General features: G+C 50.8%; 18 protein-coding genes and 1 tRNA gene. 1 reads left to right on the forward strand and 18 read right to left on the reverse strand.

Annotated elements, in window-relative coordinates; all coding sequences use genetic code 11:
* Positions 1 to 116 precede the first annotated feature (116 nt).
* From A3849_RS11550 to A3849_RS11600, 11 genes are all read right to left on the reverse strand, one after another.
* Positions 117 to 2,096 (reverse strand): S-layer homology domain-containing protein, encoded by a 1,980-nt coding sequence (locus A3849_RS11550; protein WP_074111551.1) that lies wholly within the window; start codon positions 2,094 to 2,096, stop codon positions 117 to 119.
* 142 nt (positions 2,097 to 2,238) lie between these two features.
* The gene (locus tag A3849_RS11555) at positions 2,239 to 3,021 is read right to left on the reverse strand and encodes a tyrosine-protein phosphatase (protein ID WP_074111552.1); all 783 of its coding nucleotides are present in this window, start codon (positions 3,019 to 3,021) and stop codon (positions 2,239 to 2,241) included.
* Between the two features lie 104 nt (positions 3,022 to 3,125).
* On the reverse strand, positions 3,126 to 3,713 hold the full coding sequence (locus tag A3849_RS11560; protein ID WP_074111553.1) for a non-ribosomal peptide synthetase module: 588 nt from the start codon (positions 3,711 to 3,713) through the stop codon (positions 3,126 to 3,128).
* 207 nt (positions 3,714 to 3,920) lie between these two features.
* Positions 3,921 to 4,586, reverse strand: coding sequence for a ribosome biogenesis GTP-binding protein YihA/YsxC (gene yihA / locus A3849_RS11565; RefSeq protein ID WP_074111554.1), 666 nt, complete (start codon positions 4,584 to 4,586; stop codon positions 3,921 to 3,923).
* A gap of 12 nt (positions 4,587 to 4,598) precedes the next feature.
* A complete protein-coding gene (gene lon / locus A3849_RS11570) occupies positions 4,599 to 6,962 on the reverse strand; it encodes an endopeptidase La (RefSeq protein WP_074111555.1) in 2,364 nt (787 codons plus the stop codon).
* A 286-nt stretch (positions 6,963 to 7,248) separates the two neighbouring features.
* Entirely contained in the window at positions 7,249 to 8,958 is a 1,710-nt protein-coding gene (gene lonB / locus A3849_RS11575) for an ATP-dependent protease LonB (protein WP_074111556.1), read from the reverse strand.
* A 334-nt stretch (positions 8,959 to 9,292) separates the two neighbouring features.
* Positions 9,293 to 10,432 (reverse strand): flavodoxin-dependent (E)-4-hydroxy-3-methylbut-2-enyl-diphosphate synthase, encoded by a 1,140-nt coding sequence (gene ispG, locus A3849_RS11580; protein WP_074111627.1) that lies wholly within the window; start codon positions 10,430 to 10,432, stop codon positions 9,293 to 9,295.
* 112 nt (positions 10,433 to 10,544) lie between these two features.
* The gene (gene clpX, locus A3849_RS11585; RefSeq protein ID WP_020430248.1) at positions 10,545 to 11,801 is read right to left on the reverse strand and encodes an ATP-dependent protease ATP-binding subunit ClpX; all 1,257 of its coding nucleotides are present in this window, start codon (positions 11,799 to 11,801) and stop codon (positions 10,545 to 10,547) included.
* A gap of 12 nt (positions 11,802 to 11,813) precedes the next feature.
* Positions 11,814 to 12,404, reverse strand: coding sequence for an ATP-dependent Clp endopeptidase proteolytic subunit ClpP (gene clpP / locus A3849_RS11590; RefSeq protein ID WP_025708435.1), 591 nt, complete (start codon positions 12,402 to 12,404; stop codon positions 11,814 to 11,816).
* 289 nt (positions 12,405 to 12,693) lie between these two features.
* Positions 12,694 to 14,031: a trigger factor gene (gene tig, locus A3849_RS11595; RefSeq protein WP_074084200.1), complete on the reverse strand. Its 1,338-nt coding sequence runs from the start codon at positions 14,029 to 14,031 to the stop codon at positions 12,694 to 12,696.
* A 97-nt stretch (positions 14,032 to 14,128) separates the two neighbouring features.
* The gene (locus A3849_RS11600; protein ID WP_178382662.1) at positions 14,129 to 15,085 is read right to left on the reverse strand and encodes a hypothetical protein; all 957 of its coding nucleotides are present in this window, start codon (positions 15,083 to 15,085) and stop codon (positions 14,129 to 14,131) included.
* Positions 15,086 to 15,194: 109 nt separating this feature from the next.
* On the opposite strand from A3849_RS11600, the gene A3849_RS11605 reads away from it, so the two are divergent.
* Positions 15,195 to 15,268, forward strand: a tRNA-Arg gene (locus A3849_RS11605).
* Positions 15,269 to 15,812: 544 nt separating this feature from the next.
* Here A3849_RS11605 and A3849_RS11610 read toward each other — a convergent pair.
* Genes A3849_RS11610 through A3849_RS11640 form a run of 7 tightly spaced genes read right to left on the reverse strand, consistent with a single transcriptional unit; the run spans position 15,813 to position 23,717 of the window.
* Complete coding sequence (locus A3849_RS11610; RefSeq protein WP_074111557.1) at positions 15,813 to 17,003, reverse strand: anhydro-N-acetylmuramic acid kinase; 1,191 nt, start codon at positions 17,001 to 17,003, stop codon at positions 15,813 to 15,815.
* Positions 17,000 to 18,787: a beta-N-acetylhexosaminidase gene (nagZ, locus tag A3849_RS11615; RefSeq protein ID WP_074111558.1), complete on the reverse strand. Its 1,788-nt coding sequence runs from the start codon at positions 18,785 to 18,787 to the stop codon at positions 17,000 to 17,002. The genes A3849_RS11610 and nagZ overlap by 4 nt, the downstream gene beginning before the upstream one ends.
* Positions 18,788 to 18,824: 37 nt before the next feature.
* Entirely contained in the window at positions 18,825 to 20,072 is a 1,248-nt protein-coding gene (locus A3849_RS11620) for an exo-beta-N-acetylmuramidase NamZ family protein (RefSeq protein ID WP_083613461.1), read from the reverse strand.
* Positions 20,069 to 20,770, reverse strand: coding sequence for a hypothetical protein (locus A3849_RS11625; RefSeq protein WP_074111559.1), 702 nt, complete (start codon positions 20,768 to 20,770; stop codon positions 20,069 to 20,071). The genes A3849_RS11620 and A3849_RS11625 overlap by 4 nt, the downstream gene beginning before the upstream one ends.
* 36 nt (positions 20,771 to 20,806) lie before the next feature.
* The gene (locus tag A3849_RS11630) at positions 20,807 to 21,913 is read right to left on the reverse strand and encodes an ABC transporter ATP-binding protein (protein WP_074111560.1); all 1,107 of its coding nucleotides are present in this window, start codon (positions 21,911 to 21,913) and stop codon (positions 20,807 to 20,809) included.
* 37 nt (positions 21,914 to 21,950) lie between these two features.
* Positions 21,951 to 22,784 (reverse strand): carbohydrate ABC transporter permease, encoded by an 834-nt coding sequence (locus tag A3849_RS11635; RefSeq protein ID WP_074111561.1) that lies wholly within the window; start codon positions 22,782 to 22,784, stop codon positions 21,951 to 21,953.
* Between the two features lie 21 nt (positions 22,785 to 22,805).
* Complete coding sequence (locus A3849_RS11640) at positions 22,806 to 23,717, reverse strand: carbohydrate ABC transporter permease (protein ID WP_074111562.1); 912 nt, start codon at positions 23,715 to 23,717, stop codon at positions 22,806 to 22,808.
* Between the last annotated feature and the right edge of the window lie 2 nt (positions 23,718 to 23,719).

Raw genomic sequence — 23,719 nt, forward strand, 5'->3', positions numbered from 1 at the left:
CCTAAAGGATGTAGGCGTACTTAGTCTCTTATTCGCAAGTTCAGTGTATATAAGCTAAAAAAGTGCCCCCTCTCACCTAGACGAGAGGAGGCTCTCCGCTTGCTTATTGTTGATTCTTACTTGAAGTTGATTGTACGGTAGATGATTACAGCTGCTTCTGCACGGGTAGCTGTGTTGTTCGGGTTGAACTTACCAGCATTGCCGATTACCAGGTTGTGGCTGGCTGCAAAGGCTACTCCGTCTTTCAGGGAAGCTGCGATCTTCGCGGCATCCGAGAATTTAGTCAGCGACGAAGCATCTCCTGCAGTAGCTGCAGAGTTAACCGATTTAACCGCACGGGCAATCATAGTTGCCATTTCAGCACGGGTAATTGTAGCATTCGGATCGAACTGGGAAGCACTGCGGCCAGTTACGATACCTTTCTCAGCAGCAACCGCTACATAAGGAGCGTACCAAGCTGTGGAAGCTACATCGTTGAAGCTTTCAGTTGCTGTGCTGTTCTCCAGGTTCAGAGCACGAATCAGCATCTTCGAGAATTCAGCGCGGGTAACATTGCTCTTCGGAGCGAACTTGCTGGCGCCAACACCTTCAATTGCACCTTTAGCAGCTACAACTTGAATTTGTCTTCCAGCCCATGCTTGTACGCTTGCAATATCATTGAAGTTCACTTTGTTCTCCAGTACAGCATAAGAGGAGAAAGTATCCCGTGGTTCAACGATGAAATCACCGTTAACTACACCACCCTGGAATTGCAGTTCTTTGTAAACGATCTTGGTTACGGACAGCAATTCTTTGTCGAGGGAAGCAGCATTCGCCAAAGGAAGCTTAATAGTCAAAGGCTGTTTGAACGTTGTTGTCTTCACGCCACCAACAGTCAGATCGAAAGTGTACACCTTCGAAGCCAATTTCAAGCTTGTCAATGAAGTTACTGTAGTGTCAGCTTCATTCGTAACGGTCAATGTCACTGCATCGCTGAACTGGGATACCGGAATCGTAACAGTCAAGCCATTAAAGGTTACTGCAATGTTAGCGATGCCTTTTGCCTTAGCCGCTTCAATGATAGCTTTGGACAGTGGAACTTCTACAACCTTAGCATTTACCGTTCCCAGATCCAACGTCAGTGTCAGGCCAGTCTTACCAGGGTTCGCAGCAAGCAATGCGTCGAATGCCTTCAGAACATCAGCATCAACCAGTTTCAGGGTTGCTTTGTCGCCAACAACGCTTACCAGTCCGGATACGTTATAGACACCATTCACTGTTGGAGTTGTTGTTCCACCACCAATACTTCCACCGCCGCTTCCGCCGCCATTAACAAGCGGATACGCACGGATGTAGCCTAGAGCAAGAGCTTGTGCTGCTTTCTTAGCAGATTTGATTTCTGTATTTACATTGTCAAAAGTCTGTACGAGGTTGTCAGCAGTAATGCCCAGTTTGTAAACGGCATCACTTACAGTCAACGCTCCAACACCAGTCTTGTGGTCTAGAACTTTATAAACTGCATCCTTAACCAATGTCTTCTGTGAAGCAGGATCAGCAATGATGTTGATCAGATCTGCGCTGGACTTGCTGCCCAGTAATGCGCGAAGTTCTGCTTCCACGCCATTAGATGCGAAGAAGAAATCCAGAATGTCGTCAAAGCTAAGTTCATTCACACCAGCTTTAGCTGCAATGCTGTTGAACAAAGCAACGTTGTCAACGTCATAACGTATGCCCTTAAGGACATCAAATTTATCTGCATATACATCATAAACAACACTTGAAACACTCTGGAACAGTTTCAGGGAGGTCGCCTTTTCTTTATTGCTCAGTTGAAGTTTGCCAATAATCGGGGAGAAAATCTCGTCAAACTTCGATTGGCTCAATCCTGCAACTTCATCCGAATAGGCTTTCAAATAAGTTACTTCTGTTACACTCAACTGTGCATAGATATTCTGAATCTTCGTTTTCACATCAGTATGACTGGTTGCCGCCGCTGCTGTTCCTACGAGACCTAAATGCTGGGCCAAACCTGTGCTGCTGAACGGGAAACCTGCAAAAGATGCTGCTGCCATGCTTACTGCTAATGATGATACTGCCAGTTTCTTCTTCAAAGTCACTTTTCATCCACCTCTTTGTATGTAGTTATAATTCTAGTACTACTGCTAGCATAGATAGAGTAGCAACCCTAAGTCTACACTATTCTGATAAAAAATAACAATAACCCAGTAATGCCCATTCTACCATTAATCTCTAGCGGGGTCACCCCTTACGAGAAAAAAATCCGAACAATTTATGAAGTTTGGTGTGAGACTGAGTAGATTCTGCTCGAATAATCTCCTCATTGTCGATAATTCTTTGCGAATTTTGACGAAAAAAGTCGGATGATATTTTTCCCAATTCTTTGGATAAAACCTCGTAAGCCTCGCTCAGGCCAAAAGGACGGTGCCGGTTATCGTGTGCATCGGAAGCGATCATATGTACAGCATTCTTCCGGCACAGGTCCAGCGACAGCTTCTGCAGCTTGCTTCCGAAGGTTCCGGCCAGACTCTGGGCAGTCAACTGCCCCAATGCACCGAGCTCTATTAATTGGATTAGTCTGGAAGGATCGGCCGCAACCTCGGCATTGCGCTCCGGATGGGCAATGACAGGTACGAAGCCTTGAATAATCAGCTCATGACAAGTCTCCTCCATCGTGCGGGGTACGCGTGAAGAAGGCATTTCCAGTAAGATATACCGCGAACCGGCCAGTGTCAGGAGTTCCCCTTTCTCCAGATCATTCAGCAGTTCACTATAAAGGCGGATTTCTTGACCAGGAAGGACCTGCAGCTGATAACCGGCCTGCCGGAGTTTCTCATTCATTTGCGCAACAGCTTGTCCAATGTTCTGGGCGGGATTCACATACACTCCGTTGGCATGGTGAGGCGTGGCAATAACAGTGGAAATCCCATCCTTCTCAGCGTCCTGCGCCATGGCAAGAGCAGACTCCCAATCGGCAGCCCCGTCGTCCATAAAAGGTAGAATGTGACTATGGATATCTATCATATGTTTTTTATCGGCCCCTCATGTTCATATCGTTAGAGATTGCTCAAAAAAATACAACCATTTCACTAGGAAATGATTGCTAGTTCCTGACACTCAATTGTAATCTACGCTTCCCATTCAAACAGCTTGCGGGTGATATGTGCAAGTCTTAGATCTATCTCGCGAATCTCTTCATCCCTATATAATCGATTGCGTTGATCCAGCAAACTATCAATTGTCACACGCAGGCTCTCAATCTCCCGCTCAATCGCATCAGACTTGTAGAGACGCATCATCTCCACCAGCGAGTGCTTGTGCTGATAGACCAGCTTGCTGCCCAGTGGGGTAACTTCAGAGATTCTGCGGACTGAACCGTTCTCGTACACATAGACCATGGAGAAGCCCTGATATATTCGATTTACTATTCCGCTCCCTTTGTACGTAACGAACAGCTTACGGATTGCATTGTTCAGATGCGGGTTCACGATGGTGCAGGACAGGGCACATACATAGATGCTGCCTCTTTGCTGGAAGGATAAATGAACCTCCTCGCCCCCCGCTTCCTCCAGGACGATCTCCTGTTCTCCGCCGCCCAGAATTTTCACCCGGTGGCTGATGAAGCAGGTATCGGCAGTAAGCAGAAATTGTTTCATCTGAAATTCCGTCATTTGCAAAGTCGCCTTCACATATTCTGTAGCCAATCTCTGAGCCATGACCATCCCTCAATTCTGTGTAACAGCCTTTAGCATGATTATACAATGAAGAGCCGTGGGTTTCTCATCAGGAGGAACAGGATATACACCGATATTTCATCTTATAGCGGGAGAAAAGGATAAGAGCTTCACATTACATATGTATTCCTCACTATTCTGTGAGTAATACGCGCTGATCCTATAGATTACGCATCACGCAGCTGATCTTTAGGCTTCGGTTGGTTCTTCGGATTGGGGTCCATTTCCACTATCTTCAATCTCCGGGTCAGCTAACGGCCCCTCTTCAGAGACCTGATTATAGCGATCTATAAGTTCCCACAGTTCATCCTTGCCAAGTCCGATCTCTGAAGAAAAGGAAATAAAATTATCCCCCGGCAGCACACCAAGCTCCTGCTTCATGATCTTAATATGCTTAGGCCAGCGGGTCTTAGGGATCTTATCTGCTTTGGTAGCCACTACACATAACGGCAGGTCATAATGCTTCAGCCAGTCAAACATCATCTTGTCATTGCCGGTAGGCGGATGACGGAGATCCACAATGAGCAGAACAAGCTTCAGCGTATCACGCTCGGCCATATATTTCTCAACCATTTTGCCCCATGAGGCACGTTGCGTCTTGGAGACCTTGGCATAACCGTAGCCAGGAAAATCGACAAAATACATACTCTCATTCACACGGTAATAGTTCATATGCTGTGTTTTGCCCGGTGTAGAGCTGGTTCGGGCCAGATTCTTACGGTTAATCATACGGTTGATAAGGGAAGACTTCCCGACGTTGGAGCGCCCTGCCAGAGCAATCTCCGGCAAGGCGTCAACAGGGTATTGATCAGGGCCTACGGCGCTGATGATAAATTCGGCATTGTTAACTTTCATAGGACTTCCTTTCTAATGCACACTACTCGGCGCTTCACTGCTAATTTCGTTCTGGTGTTCAACAAGCGCATGCTTCAGTACCTGATCCATATGGGAGACCGGCACGAACTCCACATCACTGCGGACGCTCTCTGGGATATCTTTCAGGTCGCGTTCGTTGTCCTTCGGCAGAAGGATTTTTTTGTAACCGGCACGGTGGGCGGCTAGCGACTTCTCCTTCAATCCGCCAATCGGCAGAACCCGTCCGCGCAGCGTAATCTCACCTGTCATCGCCACATCCTTGGAGACATAACGTTTCGTTAGTGCGGAGATGAGGGCTGTAGCAATAGTGATCCCTGCAGACGGGCCATCTTTGGGAATGGCGCCTTCGGGAATATGAATGTGAATATCGTTCTTCTCGTGAAAATCTGGCGCGAGTCCCAGCTCCTCAGCCTTGGAACGTGTGTAGCTGAAGGCGGCTTGTGCCGACTCCTTCATCACATCGCCCAGCTGTCCGGTCAGGGTCAGCTTACCGGTCCCCTGAACCACTGTGACTTCGATCAGAAGCGTATCGCCTCCAACCTCTGTCCAAGCCAGTCCGGTAACCGTACCGATCTGATCCTCCAGCTCCGCCATTCCGTAGCGGTACTTCGAGGCACCCAGATAATCCTTGATCTCTGCCGGAAAAATGCTAACCTGCTCCTTCTCACCGGATACAATCTGCTTCGCGGCCTTGCGGCACAGCGCGGCAATTTGCTGTTCCAGATTACGAACCCCGGATTCACGGGTGTATTCACGGACAATCTTCAGCAAGGTATCGTCTCCAATAGACAGCTGCGCATCCTCCAGACCATGGTTCTTACGCTGCTTCGGCAGCAGGTAGCGGCTGGCAATCTGCAGCTTCTCCAGTTCCGTATACCCGGGAATGTATAACATCTCCATACGGTCCAGCAGCGGACGCGGAATGTTATGCACGGTATTGGCTGTCGTCACGAACATGACATTCGACAAGTCAAATGGCAGTTCGACAAAATGATCGCTGAACGTGTTGTTCTGTTCCGGATCCAGCACTTCAAGAAGTGCTGCCGACGGATCGCCGCGGAAATCCGCCGCCATTTTATCGATCTCATCCAGCAGGAATACAGGATTGATACTGCCTGCAGTCTTCATCCCTTGAATAATCCGGCCTGGCATAGCGCCGACATAAGTACGTCTATGGCCGCGAATCTCTGCTTCGTCACGCACGCCGCCAAGAGAGATGCGTACGAACTTGCGGTTCAACGAACGGGCGATGGAACGCGCAAGCGAGGTTTTGCCGACACCCGGAGGACCTACCAGACAGAGAATCGGACCCTTCAGCTTCTTGACCAGCTTCTGAACGGCCAGATACTCCAGCACACGCTCTTTCGGCTTCTCTAGACCGTAATGGTCTGCATCCAGCACCTGTTCCGCCTTCAGGATGTCCAGGTCATCTTCCGTTGACTCGCTCCACGGCAGACTCAGCAGCATATCGACATAATTGCGGATCACTCCGCCTTCGGCCGAGCTTGCGGGCATTTTCTCGAGCCGGTCGATCTCCTTCTCAATCTTTTCCTGCACGCGTTCGGGCAACTGCTTCTCTTCCATCTGACCGCGTAATTCTTCGGCTTCACCTGCCCGGCCTTCTTTATCTCCAAGTTCCTTCTGGATCGCCTTCATCTGCTCGCGGAGATAATATTCCTTCTGGGTCTTCTCCATCTGCTTCTTCACCCGCTGGTTAATCTTACGCTCCAGCTCCAGTACTTCACGCTCATTGTTGAGGATATCGAGCAGCTTCTCCAGGCGTTTGCTGACATCGATCGTCTCGAGTATCTCCTGCTTATCCTTTATCTTCAGCGCCAAGTGGCTCGTAATGACATCCGCAAGCCGGCCAGGTTCTTCGATATCGGAGACAGCAGCCAGGGTTTCCGGTGTGACTTTTTTGGAGAGGGTGATGTAATGCTCGAACTGGTTCAGCACGGTGCGCATCAAGGCATCACTTTGCTGATCCACATCCTCTTCCTCCGGAAGCACGCGGGCCATGACCTCGTAATACTCCTCATTATCCGTATAATGAATAATCTCGGCGCGCTCCACACCCTCCACAAGCACACGGATCGTTCCGTTAGGAAGCTTCAGCATTTGCCGCACATTAGCGACTGTACCCACCCGAAAAATATCTTCTTGTCCCGGCTCCTCTATATTCACTTCCGACTGCGAGCAGAGGAGAATCAGGTTATCTTCAACCATAGCTTTTTCCAGCGCCCGAACTGACTTCTCGCGTCCCACATCCAAGTGAAGAACCATGCTGGGATATACAAGAAGACCTCTAAGCGGCAATAAAGGAAAACGACGACCTTTGGATTTGCTTTGTATCATCGCTTTCGCACCTCCCATGGTTCTCAAGTAGTGTCATATGTTTCATTCTAACAAAAGCGGCATCAAAACACCAACAGGATGCACACCGCTACAGCTTACAGCCCAACTACTCCGCGCAGCCAGACCTGATTTATTATTTGCTACTTCTACCCTGAATATGTCCGCTCTGTCCTCAAGCTAAAAACAGGCCTCTGACACACATCGTTTTGTGTGAAAAAGGCCTGCTGGTATATCCTCAGGGTCACGCTGAAAAGGAAAAAACTGCGGTTTCCCCTCGCACAGAGGATCAACCCTTCGCACTGTCACCACTGGCATCTGCTTTTAACAGCGACGGTGACGCAGAGAAGGTCTCCCCGGATACGGCCGGCAGACGCACGTCCGCCGTTTCAGCCCCGAACAAATGACGAAAAACCTCTTCAACCGTCTCCATTGGAATTACCCGCAGTGGTGCAAGGTCAGCAAATAGTGACTGCCAGTTCTCTTTGGGAATCAATACTGTGGTCGCTCCCGCCTGAAAGGCTGCTTCAACCTTAGCAATTACTCCGCCTACAGGTTTCACCCGCCCATGAATGCCAATCTCTCCGGTGATGGCTACTGTATTATCCACCGGCAGGTGCCGGATCGCAGAAACTATAGCCACAGCCATCGCCACCCCGGCGGAAGGACCGTCAATCGGTGTTCCCCCTGGGAAGTTAACATGAATATCATAACGGTCTGGCTCCAGATTCATCGTCCGGAGAACCGTAAGCACATTATCCACGGAGCCCTTAGCCATGCTTTTACGCCGGATGGTTCGCGAACCACCACGGGTCTCTTCTTCGTCTACTACTCCGGTCACGTTAATTCTGCCTTGTCCGTTCTTAGCCGGTTCTGCCGATACTTCGATCTCCAGCAATGTCCCCATACCCGGCCCGTATACCGCAAGTCCATTGACCAGCCCAATCTGAGGCGAGGATGGAATCTTTCTTTCGGTTCGCATAGGCAGCTGACTGCTACTGGCCACCCATTCCACTTCTGTTGCACTCAGGGTATCCCGCCCTTCCGTTAACGCAAGTCCTGCGGCCAGTTGGATCATGTTCACCGCCTCACGTCCATTAGTGGCATATTGCTGCACCACCTCAATGGCTTCGGGACTTGGCTTCAGCCCGATCTTCTGGATCGCATCACGTCCGATGACGGCAATCTCCTCCGGCAGCAGCGGCCGGAAATAGATCTCCATGCAGCGGGAACGCAGCGCTGGTGAAATTTCATCCGGTGAGCGCGTGGTGGCACCGACCAGCCGGAAATCAGCCGGCAGGCCATTTTGAAAAATATCATGAATATACGCAGGAGTATTATTGTCCTCGGAATTGTAATATGCACTCTCCAGCAACACCTTGCGGTCTTCCAGAACCTTAAGCAGTTTGTTCATCTGAATCGGATGCAGCTCGCCGATCTCATCCAGGAACAGAATCCCGCCATGCGCCTTGGTAACTGCCCCCGGCTTGGGCTGCGGCACACCGGCTACTCCCATGGCCCCGGCTCCTTGATAAATCGGGTCGTGCACCGAGCCAATAAGCGGATCGGCAATCCCACGTTCATCAAAACGGGCGGTAGTGGCATCAATCTCCGTAAATTTAGCATCACTTTTGAAGGGGGACAGCCCATTTTTCTTGGCTTCCTCCATTACCACACGTGCAGCCGCAGTTTTGCCAACGCCTGGCGGCCCATAAATAATGACATGCTGCGGGTTGGCACTACACAAGGCTGCCTTCAGTGCGCGCAGTCCGTCTTTTTGTCCGACAATATCTCCAATGCTGGCCGGGCGCGTCTTCTCCGATAGAGGCTTGGTGAGGGAGATCATCCGCATTTTCCGCAGCTTGTCGAGCTCTTTGCGCGATTCGCGGTCCACCGCCGTTTTATTGGTCTTCTGTCCCCGCAGCAGATTCCAAAAATAAACGCCGATGACCAGCGCGAAAAAGAGCTGCACAATCATCAGCAATATACTTAATTCCATAGGTCATCCTCCTGTTCGCTACAGTCTACCTGTCCTGTATTTGGCTACTACTAGGTAGTATAGCCTTTTCGGTCATTCGTAAACGCCCATAAAGGGATTTATGAAAGAATAACGAAACTGCACTGGTCCTACAGGAGGTTCTGATGAACAAGAACTTAAAGGATATGGCTTGTTTACTGCAGGGGACATTCATCTTTTTAAAGATATGAGCTATGTGTAAATAAGAACGTCCCCTCCCACCACCGGATGATCCGGGGCATGAGGGGACGTTCTTCGTCACCAGATTTGTATGCAATTCACAAATGGATGGAATGAATAATAAGTTCCGAATCGATCACTGTTCTGAGTTGCCCACTTGCACGGTTGGAGCCAGTCCTGCATGCTTGCGGCCCGGAATTTCACCGGTTTCTTCAAAATGAACGACAATGGCGTCAATTTCCTTCTTGAGCTCCGATACCAGATCCGCTTCAGGAACCTTGCGAATCATCTGTCCATAGCGGAATAGCAGACCTTCTCCGCGCGCACCCGCAATCCCGATGTCCGCTTCACGAGCTTCACCCGGACCGTTAACCGCACAGCCTAGCACAGACACCTTGATCGGCACCTTGAGCTTGGAGATATACTCTTCCACTTCATTAGCGATGGAAAAGAGGTCTATGTCCAGCCGTCCGCAAGTTGGGCAGGAAATCAGCGTTGGAGCATTGGAGATCAGACCGAAGGTCTTGAGCAGTTCACGGGCTACCTTCACCTCTTCGACCGGATCGGCACTGAGCGAGATCCGCACAGTACTGCCAATACCCATAGAGAGTAGCGCACCGATACCCGCTGAACTCTTCACGGTACCGGCAAACAATGTGCCCGACTCGGTAATTCCAAGATGCAGCGGGTACGGGATGACTTCCGCTGCTTTGCGGTAAGCTTCGATCGCCATCGGCACATCGGAAGCTTTGAGAGATACGATGATATCATGGAAATCGAGTTCTTCCAGAATTCCGATATGATACAGGGCGCTCTCCACCATTGCATCAGGAGTCGGATACCCGTATTTCTCCAGGAGATGGCTCTCCAGAGAACCGGCATTGACACCGATACGGATCGGAATGCCTTTGTCCTTACAGGCTTTGACTACAGCTTCGACTTTGTCGCGCCGGCCAATATTCCCCGGATTGATGCGAACCTTGTCTATACCGTTCTCAATCGCAAGCAGGGCCAGCTTATAGTTGAAATGAATATCCGCTACTAGCGGGATGTGAATCCGTTGCTTAATCTCCTTGATTGCAGCCGCAGCTTCTTCATTGTTGACCGTCACGCGCACAAGCTGACAGCCCGCTTCCTCCAGCCGCAGGATCTCGGCTACAGTTGCTTCCACATCAGCTGTTTTGGTTGTACACATGCTTTGAATAGCAACCTCGTTGTTTCCCCCAATAATTACCCCGCCGACATTGACGGGACGGGTCTGGTGTCTCAAGAACATGGTTTTCTCCCCCATAACGATCAAAGCTCCACCCTCCCCGCGCCATACAGGCGGTTGTAAGGTGGAGACAATGACTTGTATTGTAAATCACTTGTATAGATAAGGAAGGCGCTTAGGCGCTTTCCTCTTTTTTCTTGTCTTTCTTCAGGCTAAGCTCAGGCAGTGACTTCTCCTGTACAACCTGCTCGGTAATTACACAGTCTTTGATGTCATCACGTGAAGGAACCTCGTACATTACATCAAGCATAATGCTCTCAATAATGGCGCGCAGTCCTCGGGCTCCCGTGTTACGTTTGATGGCTTCCTTAGCGATAGCCTCCAGAGCGAGCGGCTCAAACTTGAGCGCTACATTGTCCATCTCCAGGAGCTTGATATACTGCTTAGTGAGCGCATTCTTCGGTTCGGACAGAATACGAACCAGTGTGTTCTCATCAAGTGGCTCCAAAGTCGAAATAACCGGCAAACGGCCGACAAACTCAGGAATCAGACCGAACTTAAGAAGATCTTCCGGCAATACCATAGACAGATATTCGCCCGTCTTCAGATCTTTTTGACCTTCAACCGCAGCGTTGAAACCAATGACTTTTTTGCCGATACGGCGTTTGATCATTTGTTCCAGACCATCAAAAGCACCACCCACGATGAACAGAATATTCGTGGTATCGATCTGGATGAATTCCTGATGCGGATGCTTGCGTCCGCCTTGCGGTGGAACAGAAGCTACAGTACCTTCAAGAATCTTCAGCAAAGCCTGCTGCACACCTTCACCGGAAACGTCACGGGTAATGGACGGATTCTCGGATTTACGTGCTACTTTATCAATTTCATCAATATAGATAATGCCTCGTTCTGCTTTTTCCACATCGTAATCGGCAGCCTGGATCAGCTTGAGCAGGATATTCTCAACATCCTCACCGACATACCCCGCTTCCGTAAGGGAAGTGGCATCTGCGATAGCAAAAGGAACATTAATAATCTTAGCCATAGTCTGCGCCAAAAGTGTCTTACCGGAGCCAGTTGGACCGAGAAGCAAAATATTGCTCTTCGTCAGTTCAACATCTTCGATCTTGCTCTGGCTGTTGACACGCTTGTAGTGATTATACACGGCAACGGAGAGAGATTTCTTTGCTTGCTCCTGGCCAATGACATATTGATCAAGAATATCACGGATTTCCTTCGGTTTCGGAATATCCTTCAGATCCAGCTCTTCTTCATGACCGAGCTCTTCTTCCACGATTTCCGTGCACAGCTCGATGCATTCGTCACATATATAAACGCCCGGTCCAGCTACAAGCTTGCGAACCTGCTCTTGAGATTTGCCGCAAAAAGAACATTTCAATTGCCCTTTTTCATCATTAAATTTAAACATCTAACCACCCCTTTAAGATTTGATCGGTGAAGAGAGCACCTGGTCAATAAGCCCGTATTCCTTCGCTTCTTCCGCGCTCATAAAGTTATCGCGGTCTGTATCCCGTTCGATTTTTTCAAGGGGTTGACCTGTGCGATCCACATATATTTGATTCAATTTCTGTCTTGTCTTGAGAATCCAGTCGGTATGAATCCAGATATCGGATGCCTGCCCCTGAACGCCGCCGAGCGGTTGATGAATCATCACTTCGCTGTTAGTCAGCGCGTATCTTTTGCCTGGAGCCCCTGCCGTAAGCAACAGCGATCCCATGCTTGCCGCCATGCCCACGCAGATCGTCGAGACATCCGGTTTGATGTATTGCATCGTATCATATATACCCATGCCGGCTGTCACAGAACCACCGGGCGAGTTGAGGTACAGGTGAATGTCTTTTTCGGGGTCATCTGCTGCCAGGAACAGCAATTGGGCAATGACCAGATTGGCGACATCATCGTCAATCGCACTGCTTAGGAAGATAATACGGTCCTTCAGCAATCTGGAATAGATATCGTATGACCGTTCTCCCCGACTTGTTGATTCCACAACCATTGGTACCAGACTCATGCCACCAACCTCTTTTCTCTGTACAGATTAGTCTTTCCGTTTCAAAAATATTTTAACACGTTCAAGGCGCTATGTCATTTTTTCACTGCTGCAGATATCGCATTGTTCATGTGCATGCCATTATAGCGCAAATCCCATGAGAATGCCAATTCCTATGACTGTGATTATGTATGTGATATCTACCTCCACCGATAAAAATAAGGCACGTAACAGAAATTACGCGCCTTATCTATGTTTATGGAGGCCACTTGCTTGGCCGTTCTAGTTGGAATGCAGTTCCCGAAAATGATTACTCAGCGCTAGCTTCTTCTTTTGCAGCTTCTTCTACTGCCGGAGCTTCAACTTCAACACTGTTTTCCACGAGGAAATCAATTGTTTTACGCAGCGAAATTTCATCGTTCAAGCTGCTCAGGGAACCATTGGCCGCCAAGATGCTGCGGATTTCTTCAGGAGTACGTTTGAAGGATTCTGCCATGGAAGCGAGTTCTGCTGTTACTTCTTCTTCAGAAACCTCAATGTTCTCAGCCTTCGCGATTACTTCCAGCACCAGGTTGTTGCGAACGCGTTTTTCGGCGTCGCCCTTCATCTGCAGCTCAAGATCTTCACGAGTCTGGCCGGAGAAGCTAAGGAACATGTCCATGTTCATGCCTTGCTGACGAAGACGGTTATCAAAATCACGAACCATGTTCGCTACTTCACTTGCGATCATAGCATCTGGAATTTCAACATCAGCATTTGCTGCTGCTGCGTCAACTACCGCAGTTTCACGAACGCCTTTGAGTTCTTCCTGTTTGCGGGATTCCAGCTGTGCCTTCAGATCTGCCTTGTATTCTTCAAGGGTATCAAATTCACTTACATCCTTAGCGAATTCATCGTCCAGGGCAGGAAGCTGTTTGCGTTTGATTTCATGCAGCTTCACTTTGAATACTGCTGCTTTGCCGGCAAGGTTCTCAGCATGGTAAGCCTCAGGGAACGTTACTTCAACGTCCTTGAAATCGCCAGTGGACATACCTACTACTTGTTCTTCAAATCCTGGAATGAAGGAATTGCTTCCCAGTTCCAGCGAATGACGCTCAGCCTGGCCGCCTTCGAATTGCACGCCATCTACAGAACCGTCAAAGTCGATCACAGTGATGTCGCCGTTAGCTGCTGGTGCATCTTCCACAACAACAAGCTCAGCGTGACGCTCTTGCAGACGTTTCAGTTCAGCATCCAGCTCTTCTTCAGTAACTTCTGCCTTCTGAACTGGAACTTCTACGCCTTTGTACTGGCCCAAGGTCACTTCTGGCTTCACTGTAACCTTTGCTTTGAAGATGAACGGCTGACCTTTGGCGAACTGCTCAATGTCTACTTCTGGGCGGTCAACAGGGAAGATATCGGTTTCTTCAACCGCTTCACCGTAAGCTTCAGGAAGAAGAATGTCGATGGCATCCTGATACAGGCTTTCAACACCGAAACGGGATTCAAAAATCGGCCGTGGCACTTTACCTTTACGGAAACCAGGTACGTTTGCTTTCTTAACTACTTTATTAAAAGCTTTGTCGAGCGCTGCAGCTACACGTTCTGCTTCTACTTCGACTTCAAGAACTCCAAGGTTCTTCTCTATTTTTTCCCAGGTTGCTTTCATATTATACTTTTCCCTCCAAAAATAGGTTACATGTTTTCTTAAAAATTATCACGCAATTCACGCACAGAATAACCATTATATTATATACAACATTGCTCTATTTATCAAGTAGAGAACTCTTTACAAATCCTTTGAGAGAGCGGTATGCCCCTTCGAATTGAAAGCGCATGCTGCCTGTAATCCCGTACATAGCCCGCGTTTCCTCCTCCTGACGGGTTCCGTTGAGGCTCTCGGACACCATCTGATGAAGCGCACCTGCCCAAATATCAAGCTGCGCGTCCTCTCCCTCCAGAAGCTTGCGGTATTCTTCCGAACCATAAATCGACATCATGAACTGCCCCCACAGCTCCTGGGCAAAATAATACAGTGTCGGCTCGTGCACCTCCGCCTGCTCAGCTACCCGTTCCAGTACCTGACTCACCTGAGGCGGGAATTCTTCATTGGCCAGCGGTACCGTTTCGATCTCAATATAGGACATCTCACCGGAGCGAAGCAACCCGATGGTGCCTTGCGCTCCGCGTCGGCGGAGTGTCTGCAGGGTCCTGAATTGCAGAAGCGGATGAACCGCCGTCTGCTCCAGCCAGCCGGTAAGCGATTCGTCAATCTGACCACCTTCGAGATAGGACAATTGTTCCAGTGCAAGAATCGTTGCCTCCGACAAAGGCTCTTGCATTACCTTGTGCAGCAGCTTGTTAGGATAATCCGCATCCTCTTCAAGTTTGGATTTGGCCAGTATCCGGGCCATGTCTTCTTCCTTCAGATCCTGCTCACCAGTAGAGTTATCCGTGTTGTCGTCTCCGTTATGAGCTGCATAGGGAAAAGCTGCCTCCAGCCATTCCAAAAGTGACTGCCATTCCTCGTAGTGCCGCTCTTCCTGTCCCTGGCATTGCAGCAGAAACCGCAGCAGTTCCATCGCTTCCCCGTAACGTTCACTCTCCAGCATTACCGTCAACTGAATCTGATAATAATCCAGCGTCTTCGGAAACAGCACGATATTCTCTTTGGCGGGGGAATTCGAATGATTAATGAGGGCACCTCCTTTTCTCCGAACCATGATCAATTGTAGATTATAGCATATCCCACTGCTGTTTCAAAAAAACAAGTTGAAAAAGTTATCTATATATGATAACATAATTTTTGCTTGCTTTTCAGTATATAATCATGTCCCGGTAGCTCAGCCGGATAGAGCATGCGCCTTCTAAGCGCACGGTCGGGGGTTCGAATCCCTTCCGGGACGTCATAGAACAGCCTCCCTTCGGGGAGGCTGTTTGTGTGTCCGGGGATGAGAGCCCCAAGGCGGGTTCGTTGGAGCATATGCCTCGGGAGCACACACTTCGCAATCAGCCGGGTTTCGGCTGCATCCCTTCCGGGACGTCATAGAACAGCCTCCCTTCGGGGAGGCTGTTTGTGTGTGTTCCCGATTTATGTGTTATGCGGACACCAGAGACGCTATTTGCACAATACCACTCTATTCGGGGTGGTTGCGGACTGGTGAGTCGTTAATCTGGCTAAGGCAGCACAAAACAGAGGAATTCTGCTCCAATAACGGCTTCTCTGTCCGCAAGTGTCTGCCAACAGGGTTTTCCCAGTAAATAGTATCTTCTGTGTCCGTAACATTGGTGATTGGAAAAGTCTTGTACCAATATAGTTGAACCAGGGGATTCCGGGGTTAAAATCCATCATAAATTCAATCGTTGCAGTTTCTTAAGCGTGAATGAATTAGAAACAGATGCTCAGAGCCGTTAGCAGCCTTGAGCATCTGTTGTGTAAGCCGCGAGCACCTAAGGAAAGGCTAGCTTGCCCATAATAGTCTGCCGCTCGGCCCCTGTAGCGGACGGGAGATTATTCGCCACTCCGTGCATAAAATCATTGCCCAACAAAGCGAAAATAATAGCTTCCTTCGCATCATCATTGTAGCCTAGGTTGCCTGAGGTGAGTACCTTCTGATCAGGCAGCATTGCTTGCAGCATATCCAGCAGTGCAGCATTATGCGCGCCGCCTCCGCTGACAATGACCTCGTCTATCCGGCATAACGGGAACACGTACCGGTTGTAGCCTTCCGCTATCGTCCGCGCGGTAAAGGCTGTAGCCGTTGCTACGATATCCGCATCGGCTAAACTTCGTTCTCTCGCCTTGGCGGCAAAATTCTCGGCGTAGGCTTTGCCGAATACCTCACGGCCTGTAGACTTCGGAGGCTGCAGCCCAAAATACGGATGCTGCATCATTTCCTCTACAAGTATCCAGTCTACTATTCCCTGCATTGCCCAGGTTCCGCCATCATCATAAGACCGCTCGCCGCCGCTCAGCAGGTAAACCACCTGATCGATGACCATATTGCCGGGTCCGGTATCGAAGGCGAAGACATCTTCCGGCTCCGCCGCCGGTGGCAGTGCCGTACAGTTGCCGATACCCCCAACATTCTGCAGCAGTCTCCCCCTGCCGGGATCGCGGTACAGAATCAAGTCCCCATAAGGAGCCAGCGGTGCACCCTGGCCCCCCACTGCCATATCTGCAGGACGGAAATCTCCGACAACCGCGCACCCAGTGCGCTTAGCCAGCACGGACAAATCGCCGAGCTGCAGCGTAGATCTGACAAGATAGGGATCATGAATATCCGGCTGCGGAATATGCCATACGGTCTGCCCATGCGAACTGATCAGATCGATCTCCTCCATCACCATTCCAGCACTGCTAACAGCCTCAATGGCTGCCTCAGCAAAACGTTCCGCCAGATACACATTCATGCCGCACACCAGATCAACCGACGAATGCTGCACTGTACACAGCTCCTTAAGCCGCTCCCTCAGTTCCTCATCATAAGGGGTGCTATAGTAATGTAACAGCTTAACCTCCGCCTGTAGTCCGCTTCCTTCTATAGAAACGATCGCGGCATCTATGCCGTCAAGGGAAGTGCCAGACATAAGTCCGACAACCACAGAGCTGGGCTTATTCTTCCAAAGCGGGCCAGTCATAACTCTATACCCCAGCCAGCAGGATATTCCTTACCAAGTGACACGGGCAATTTACCCTGGAACGCAATGAGTCCGAGGAGCGCTTGGGCTGCGCTCTCCAACGCAAGTGGGCGGCTCTCGTAAGCAGCCACGTAAGCCTGAACACCCGGCATACCCAGCAGATCGTATGGATTGCGCAGGGCCACAACCACCAGCGGCTTCCCTAGACCAAGCAGCAATTCAACTAGTTCAATCTGCCCGGCATGAAACTGGGCATTGTAGGTGCCGACGACAATCTGCCCGACCTCCTCTGCACGTGCTTTCTCCAGCAGCTGTGCCGCATAATTCCCGATTTCAGCAGCAGGAACCACACGGTCAATGCTGTCCAGCCCGTGTCTTGCGAGCATTGCTCCCAATCCGGGTGCGGCTGAGAACGATTCATCGACCAGCGTTGCCACCACAGGTGCAGCCGTAATCACCAATGTCCTCCCAGTCTTCTTCAGGGGAAGGATAGAACTGTTATTGCAAACCAGCGTTATGCTGGCTTCACTGATACGCCGTGCCACTTCAAGATGAGCCCCAGTTCCAAGATCAGCAAGCCCACCGCTGGAATCCAAGTTTCCCGCAGCAACCGTAGCTTCCCCAACGGCATCAGCCTCTAGTCCGACAATCCCCCCTGCACCAGGATCATTATCGGCTGCACCCACAGCACCATCCTTCCCTACAATCTCCGCGCCTGCGGCAATCACTCCCCGCTTTACCTTCAGCGCCAGCAGACGCCGGACGGATTCATCAATCCTCGCTTCACTGATGCGACCAACCGTTACCGCACTGCGGATCGCCTCCATCGCTGCGAGCTGACGGTCGGCACGATGGCTGACCAGGACAACATCCGCGCCTGCTTCAACAGCCCGCACCGATGCCTCCACCGTTCCGTAGTGCTCGGCAATAGCATTCATCTCCATACAATCGGTCATAATGATCCCCTGATAACCCAGCTCTTCACGCAGCAGCCCGGTCAGCACCGTCTTCGATAGGGTAACTGGCAGCTTCTCGCGCTCAAGTGCCGGAAAGTAAATATGCGCCGACATCATGGCGTCCACACCTTCGGCGATGGCTCTGCGGAATGGAACCAACTCCACCTGATCCATCCGTTCCCGGCCGTGTGGGATCATTGGAAGGTCAAGATGTGAGTCAACGTCAGTATCGCCGTGACCCGGAAAATGCTTCGCTGTAGCGGCAACGCCCGCTTCTTGATAGCCGCGAATCATCGCCGCGCCATAATCAGCCGCCAGTTCCGGCGACTCTCCAAAGGAACGGACTCCAATCACCGGATTCTGCGGGTTGTTGTTGACATCCAGCACAGGGGCATAGTTCAAATTAATGCCCATCGCGGCCAGCTCGCGGCCACTGATAAGCGCCGCCTGGTAGGCATCTTCCAGTGATCCGGCAGCGGTGATCGCCATCCCGCCAGGCATAAGGGCGATGCCGCGGGTAATCCGGGCAACCATCCCGCCTTCCTGGTCAATCGAAATCCAGAGTGGAGCCTTACCCCCTTCGGCTGCCGCCTTCTGCAGATCCGCAGTCAGCAAGGCAACCTGCTCCGGCGTCTCCACATTGCGGGCAAAATAAATCACACCGCCAATCCCGTTGTCAGCCACAAGCTTAAGCACTTCATCCGATGCGACAGTTCCATCGAATCCGCACATCAGCATCTGGCCGATTTTATCGTTAAGACTCATTGCGGCGACCGCCGCATCAAGAACGGTTTCCTGTCTTGCCACTTCACGCCAAACGATTGCCATCACTGCGCCTCCCCGAATTCAGTTATCTGGTTATGATTTAAGAATACAAAAGATAAGGCTGACGCATAGCCAGCCACTTAGCACTGTCACGGCGCCATTCCTCAGCGATTGCCTGCAATCCCTCCACTGTGCCGATAGAGCGGCGTACCTCCTCTCCGCCAGTCAGCAAATCAATGAAATATCTCGTCCTGCCCTCTGGCGGAGTCAGCCATTCAAAATACTCAGGATACAGCGTGTTCACCTCATGCAGCAGAGCTAACCCTGTGTGAACTGACTCATACCTTTTCGGGTCCGTCACGAACAAGCGCACCCCGCTGCACAATTCACCCTGATGCTTCGAGAACGCCGGTGTAGCATGCAGTGGATGGAAATGCACACCGGGAAGTTCATGCTTCCGCATCGCGTCAGCAAGACAGGCGCCATCCAGCCAAGGTGCTCCAATCCACTGGAACGGAATCGTCGTCCCGCGTCCTTCTGACAGATTGGTCCCCTCAAAAAAACAAGTGCCGCCATACACCCGCACCGTCTCCATCGTCGGCATGTTGGGCGAAGGTAGCATCCATGGCAGCCCTGTATCTGTAAATTCCATTTCCCGGCTCCAGCCCGCCAGCGGAATCACATCCAGATCACAGTGAAGGCCCTTCCTGTCATTGGCCATCCGCGCGAATTCGCCAATCGTCATTCCGGTACGGATAGGCATGGTCCATGCGCCAACCATAGATTCATAGCCTTCCTGTAAAAGCCCTCCCTCGCAGCCAATGCCGCCAAGCGGGGACGGCCGGTCCAGCACAAGCAGGCTTATGCCATGCTCTGCACAGGCCTCCATAACATACAGAAGTGTCGACAGATACGTATAGAACCGTACCCCCAAATCCTGGACATCAAAAACAATGGTGTCCAAGCCCTCCAGCATATAAGAAACCGGCTTCTTATGCTCCCCATACAAGCTATAGACGGGAATGCCCAGCACAGCATCGAATTCATCCCCGAACCTTACTCCAGCCTGATGCTGACCGTAAATACCATGTTCACAGGCAAAAAGGGCGGTAAGCCTGGAGGAAGCAAGTCCTCTGCAAACCTCCACCGTAGAACGAAAATCCGCTGATATGCCCGTTGGATTCGTCACCAGCCCAATCCGCTGTCCGTCCAGCAAGGGATGAGAAAGACCTGCAGCAAGCTGGTCCGCTCCGCTGTGGACAGCCCCCCTTACAGCAGCCAGTCTTCCGCGTAAAACCCGGCCGTCTCGAGAACGCCGGTCCGCTCCGTTGCTTTCCCTTCCGGTCATATCAGCCTACCTTCCGCATAGGCCGCACTTGTCTCGGGAACACCATCAGCTTCGGCATCCTCGTCAGGGTGAAGCACATTATAGGCCGCTTTATGCAGATAAACGGCAAGCATACCATTAAACAGCGAGGCAAAACCGACAACCGTAACCACGAGCATTACACCAACGACAAGCGCTTGAAAGAAGGCACCAATGGTATAGGCAGGATAGCGGAGAAAGAGTTTGACGCTCTCCCCCATGGCCTTGAAGATACCCAGCTTATTCTGGAGCACCAGCTGTAGTGTATAGAATTGGGAGACAAAGGCCATTGCTACAAAATAAGTCTGAAAAATGGCTATCGTCCAGTTCAACACTCCGTCGCGGCCGCCGTAGAACCACCAGGTGGACCCTAAAATCAGCACCAGCAAGGAGCAGAACAGGCCGAACACGACAGCCGGGACAAAGCCCTTGCGGGCACCCGACAGCATCTCTTTGACCAACAGCCTCTTCCCCTCCGTTCTCCGGTGGTACGCATAGAATACGCCATAGAACAAAGGCATATATAGAAGCGGAATTAGAATAAACGCCAGCGCCATAGGCGTGAAAATCACGACCGGCACCAGCATGGCTGAGCTGGCCAGACTAAGCAGCGCGATGGGCACAATCTCCCGAAATGATTCCACTCCTGTGCTGACCAACACCTGATTCAGTTTCTGCATAACTTGTCTCCTCCTTCTGTAATTTAATCCGCTGCTTTACCAAACGATTCTCTCTTCCGTTACCGGATCGAAATAACGCGCTTTGTTCAGATCGAAGATGAACTGCTTGCCGAGATTGCTGTATGCTTTTGTCTCCGGATGGACCTTCGCGGTAACAGTTCTACGGCCTATTTTAAAATAGACCAGATTCTCCGAGCCAAGATGCTCGACAACTTTGATATGTGCCTGCAACTGATGTTCTGTGGATACACCTGGTGCGAAGTCTTCGCCATAAATATGCTCCGGGCGGATGCCAAGAATAATTTCACGCCCGTTGTAGCTCTTCAGCCCTTCCGCAGCATCTTGTGACAGGACGAATTCCGCTCCGTCAATCTGGATACGTCCCCCTTCAACCCGTGCATCAATGAAATTCATTGCCGGAGAACCAATAAAACCGGCCACGAACATATTCCTGGGGTTGGCGTACAGCTCGGTTGGAGAAGCTACTTGCTGAATGACCCCTTTATTCATGACCACAATCCGTTCACCGAGCGTCATCGCCTCCACCTGATCGTGGGTTACATACACAATGGTGGCGCCGAGGCGTTTGTGCAGCTCACCCAGCTCAACCCGCATCTGAATGCGGAGCTTGGCATCCAGATTGGACAGCGGCTCGTCGAAGAGGAATACCTGCGGATCCCGCACAATGGCCCGGCCCAGCGCCACACGCTGACGCTGGCCTCCAGACAGCTCGCGCGGCTTGCGTTCCAGCATGTCGTCAAGTCCGAGAATCGCTGCGGCCTCCTGGACCTTTTGCTCAATATAAGCCTTCGGCTTCTTCAGATTTTTCAGGCCAAAGGACAAATTCTCACGGATCGTCATATGCGGATACAGCGCGTAATCCTGAAAAACCATTGCGATATCACGGTCCTTGGGATGAAGATTATTGACGATGCGTTCGCCGATCACAATATCCCCGCTCGTCTGCTGCTCCAGTCCTGCGATCATCCGTAACGAGGTGGTTTTGCCGCAGCCTGATGGGCCTACGAACACAACAAATTCTTTATCGTTAATCACAAAATCGGAACCCGCCACCGCCGTAAAGGTCTGCTTGTTCTGATCGTCAAATTGTTTGCGCACATTGCGGAATTCAACTCGTGCCATTGCTCTTCCCCTCCAAAAATTGAATTTCTGCTATAACTCAGCCTTTGACGGCTCCGATAGTAATGCCTTGCAGGAAGTAGCGCTGCAGAGAGAAGAATAAAATCAGCATCGGCAAAGCTCCGACGCTCGCCCCCGCCATAATAGCCCCAAAATCCGTCGATTCCGCGAACACGAAGGATGCCAGGCCCACCTGTATGGTCCGCATCTCCGTAGAGTTCGTAATCAGAAACGGCCAGAAGAATTCGTTCCAGGAAGCGACGAATGTGAAAATTGCCAGTACGGCAAGCCCCGGCTTCGCCAGCGGAAGGATCACCTTCCAAAAGATCCCGAATTCACTGCAGGCATCGATCCGCGCCGCATGAATCAGTGAGGTCGGCAGCGAAGACATGTACTGCTTCATAAGAAAAATGTTGCCGACCGTAATGGCCGTAGGCAGGATAATTGCGGTATAGCTGTCTCCGAGATTGAACACATTGACGATCAGAATATAGAGCGGAATCAGCGTGACCTGAGCCGGGATCATCATCGTGCTGAGCAGCACCCAGAAAATCGCGATGCTTCCGGGAAATTTCAATTTCGCAAAAGCATAGCCCGCAAGGGAAGCAAAAAATACATTGGTAACCGTCAGCACCGAGGAAATGAACAAAGAGTTGAGCAGCCAGCGCCAGGCCGCTGTTTTGGCGAAAAAGCGCTCATACGGCGCAAATGAAAATGTCTCCGGCAGCATGCTGGGACGGAAACTGGCGGTGGCCGCCGAGTCCTGCACAGAGCCGACAAGCATCCAGTACAGCGGAATAATGGTCACGATGCTCCACACGATAAGACACGCAGCCGCAATCAGCAGAAAGATGGTCTTTGATCTGGTTTTCATAACAGGTTCACTCCTTCCGCCCTAATACTCGACGTCACTCGAGAAGTATTTAAATTGAATGACAGAGACCAGGATAATCAGAAAAGCCAGCACAAACGACTGCGCGGAAGCCAGGCCAAATTCATAGAACTGGAACGCCGTCTGGTAGATCAGATAAGCAATTGTTGTTGTCGCAAAGTTAGGTCCGCCCTGGGTCATCATATATACGGAGATAAACACCTGGAAGGAAGTAATGACTCCCGTTACGAGCAGATACAGTGTGGTCGGTTTGAGTAAAGGCCAGGTAATCCGGGTGAATTTGGTCCAGCCGCTGGCATGGTCAATGTCCGCCGCCTCATACAGCGATTTGGGAACTCCGCCCATAGAAGCCAGATACAGAATGATTCCCGCTCCGTGCGAGCCCAGCCAGTTCATGAGGATCAGCGAGAACAGCGCGGTTTTGGACTGCCCCAGCCAGATCACAGGGTCAAGGCCAAACCATTCCAGAAACCGGTTCAACAGCCCGACATTCGTCGGATCAAAAATCGCCAGCCACACGATGGAAATCGTTACGCCCGAGGCGACTGCAGGCAGGTACAAGGTGGCCTTAAAGAAAGTTTGCCATTTGGTTTTCATCTGATAGATCAGATAAGACAGCACAAAGGTGATGATGATATTGACGGGAACCGTGCACACCGTAAAAATGACGGTATTGCGCATCGACTTCCAGAAGGTTGCATCCTGAAACAGCCGTTCATAATTATCGAAGCCGATCCAGGTCGAGTTCATAATGTTGTACTGCTGAAAACTCATGATCAAAGCCGATACGACCGGATACAGTGTAAACACCAGAAACAGCAGGACCGGTGCCAGGATAAACAGGTAGGCCCAGCCGTATTCACGCCATAATCTGCCGGCGGAACTGCGCACCCGCTTTGGCGCGATTGTCGTCATCC

Source organism: Paenibacillus sp. P46E (assembly GCF_001909095.1).
Taxonomy (GTDB): Bacteria; Bacillota; Bacilli; order Paenibacillales; family Paenibacillaceae; genus Paenibacillus_AQ; species Paenibacillus_AQ helianthi.

Excerpts from the sequence above, each read along its gene's own strand:
- A3849_RS11625 (WP_074111559.1), bottom strand. The coding sequence starts at position 20,770 with ATGCAGAAACTGAATCAGGTGTTGGTCAGCACAGGAGTGGAATCATTT.
- lonB (WP_074111556.1), bottom strand. The coding sequence starts at position 8,958 with ATGGAATTAAGTATATTGCTGATGATTGTGCAGCTCTTTTTCGCGCTG.
- yihA (WP_074111554.1), bottom strand. The coding sequence starts at position 4,586 with ATGAAAGTTAACAATGCCGAATTTATCATCAGCGCCGTAGGCCCTGAT.
- A3849_RS11555 (WP_074111552.1), bottom strand. The coding sequence starts at position 3,021 with ATGATAGATATCCATAGTCACATTCTACCTTTTATGGACGACGGGGCT.
- clpP (WP_025708435.1), bottom strand. The coding sequence starts at position 12,404 with ATGAGTCTGGTACCAATGGTTGTGGAATCAACAAGTCGGGGAGAACGG.
- A3849_RS11630 (WP_074111560.1), bottom strand. The coding sequence starts at position 21,913 with ATGGCACGAGTTGAATTCCGCAATGTGCGCAAACAATTTGACGATCAG.
- A3849_RS11635 (WP_074111561.1), bottom strand. The coding sequence starts at position 22,784 with ATGAAAACCAGATCAAAGACCATCTTTCTGCTGATTGCGGCTGCGTGT.
- A3849_RS11560 (WP_074111553.1), bottom strand. The coding sequence starts at position 3,713 with ATGGCTCAGAGATTGGCTACAGAATATGTGAAGGCGACTTTGCAAATG.
- A3849_RS11640 (WP_074111562.1), bottom strand. The coding sequence starts at position 23,717 with ATGACGACAATCGCGCCAAAGCGGGTGCGCAGTTCCGCCGGCAGATTA.
- A3849_RS11600 (WP_178382662.1), bottom strand. The coding sequence starts at position 15,085 with ATGGTTCGGAGAAAAGGAGGTGCCCTCATTAATCATTCGAATTCCCCC.
- A3849_RS11620 (WP_083613461.1), bottom strand. The coding sequence starts at position 20,072 with ATGACCGGAAGGGAAAGCAACGGAGCGGACCGGCGTTCTCGAGACGGC.
- clpX (WP_020430248.1), bottom strand. The coding sequence starts at position 11,801 with ATGTTTAAATTTAATGATGAAAAAGGGCAATTGAAATGTTCTTTTTGC.
- lon (WP_074111555.1), bottom strand. The coding sequence starts at position 6,962 with ATGATACAAAGCAAATCCAAAGGTCGTCGTTTTCCTTTATTGCCGCTT.
- ispG (WP_074111627.1), bottom strand. The coding sequence starts at position 10,432 with ATGTTCTTGAGACACCAGACCCGTCCCGTCAATGTCGGCGGGGTAATT.
- tig (WP_074084200.1), bottom strand. The coding sequence starts at position 14,031 with ATGAAAGCAACCTGGGAAAAAATAGAGAAGAACCTTGGAGTTCTTGAA.
- nagZ (WP_074111558.1), bottom strand. The coding sequence starts at position 18,787 with ATGGCAATCGTTTGGCGTGAAGTGGCAAGACAGGAAACCGTTCTTGAT.
- A3849_RS11610 (WP_074111557.1), bottom strand. The coding sequence starts at position 17,003 with ATGACTGGCCCGCTTTGGAAGAATAAGCCCAGCTCTGTGGTTGTCGGA.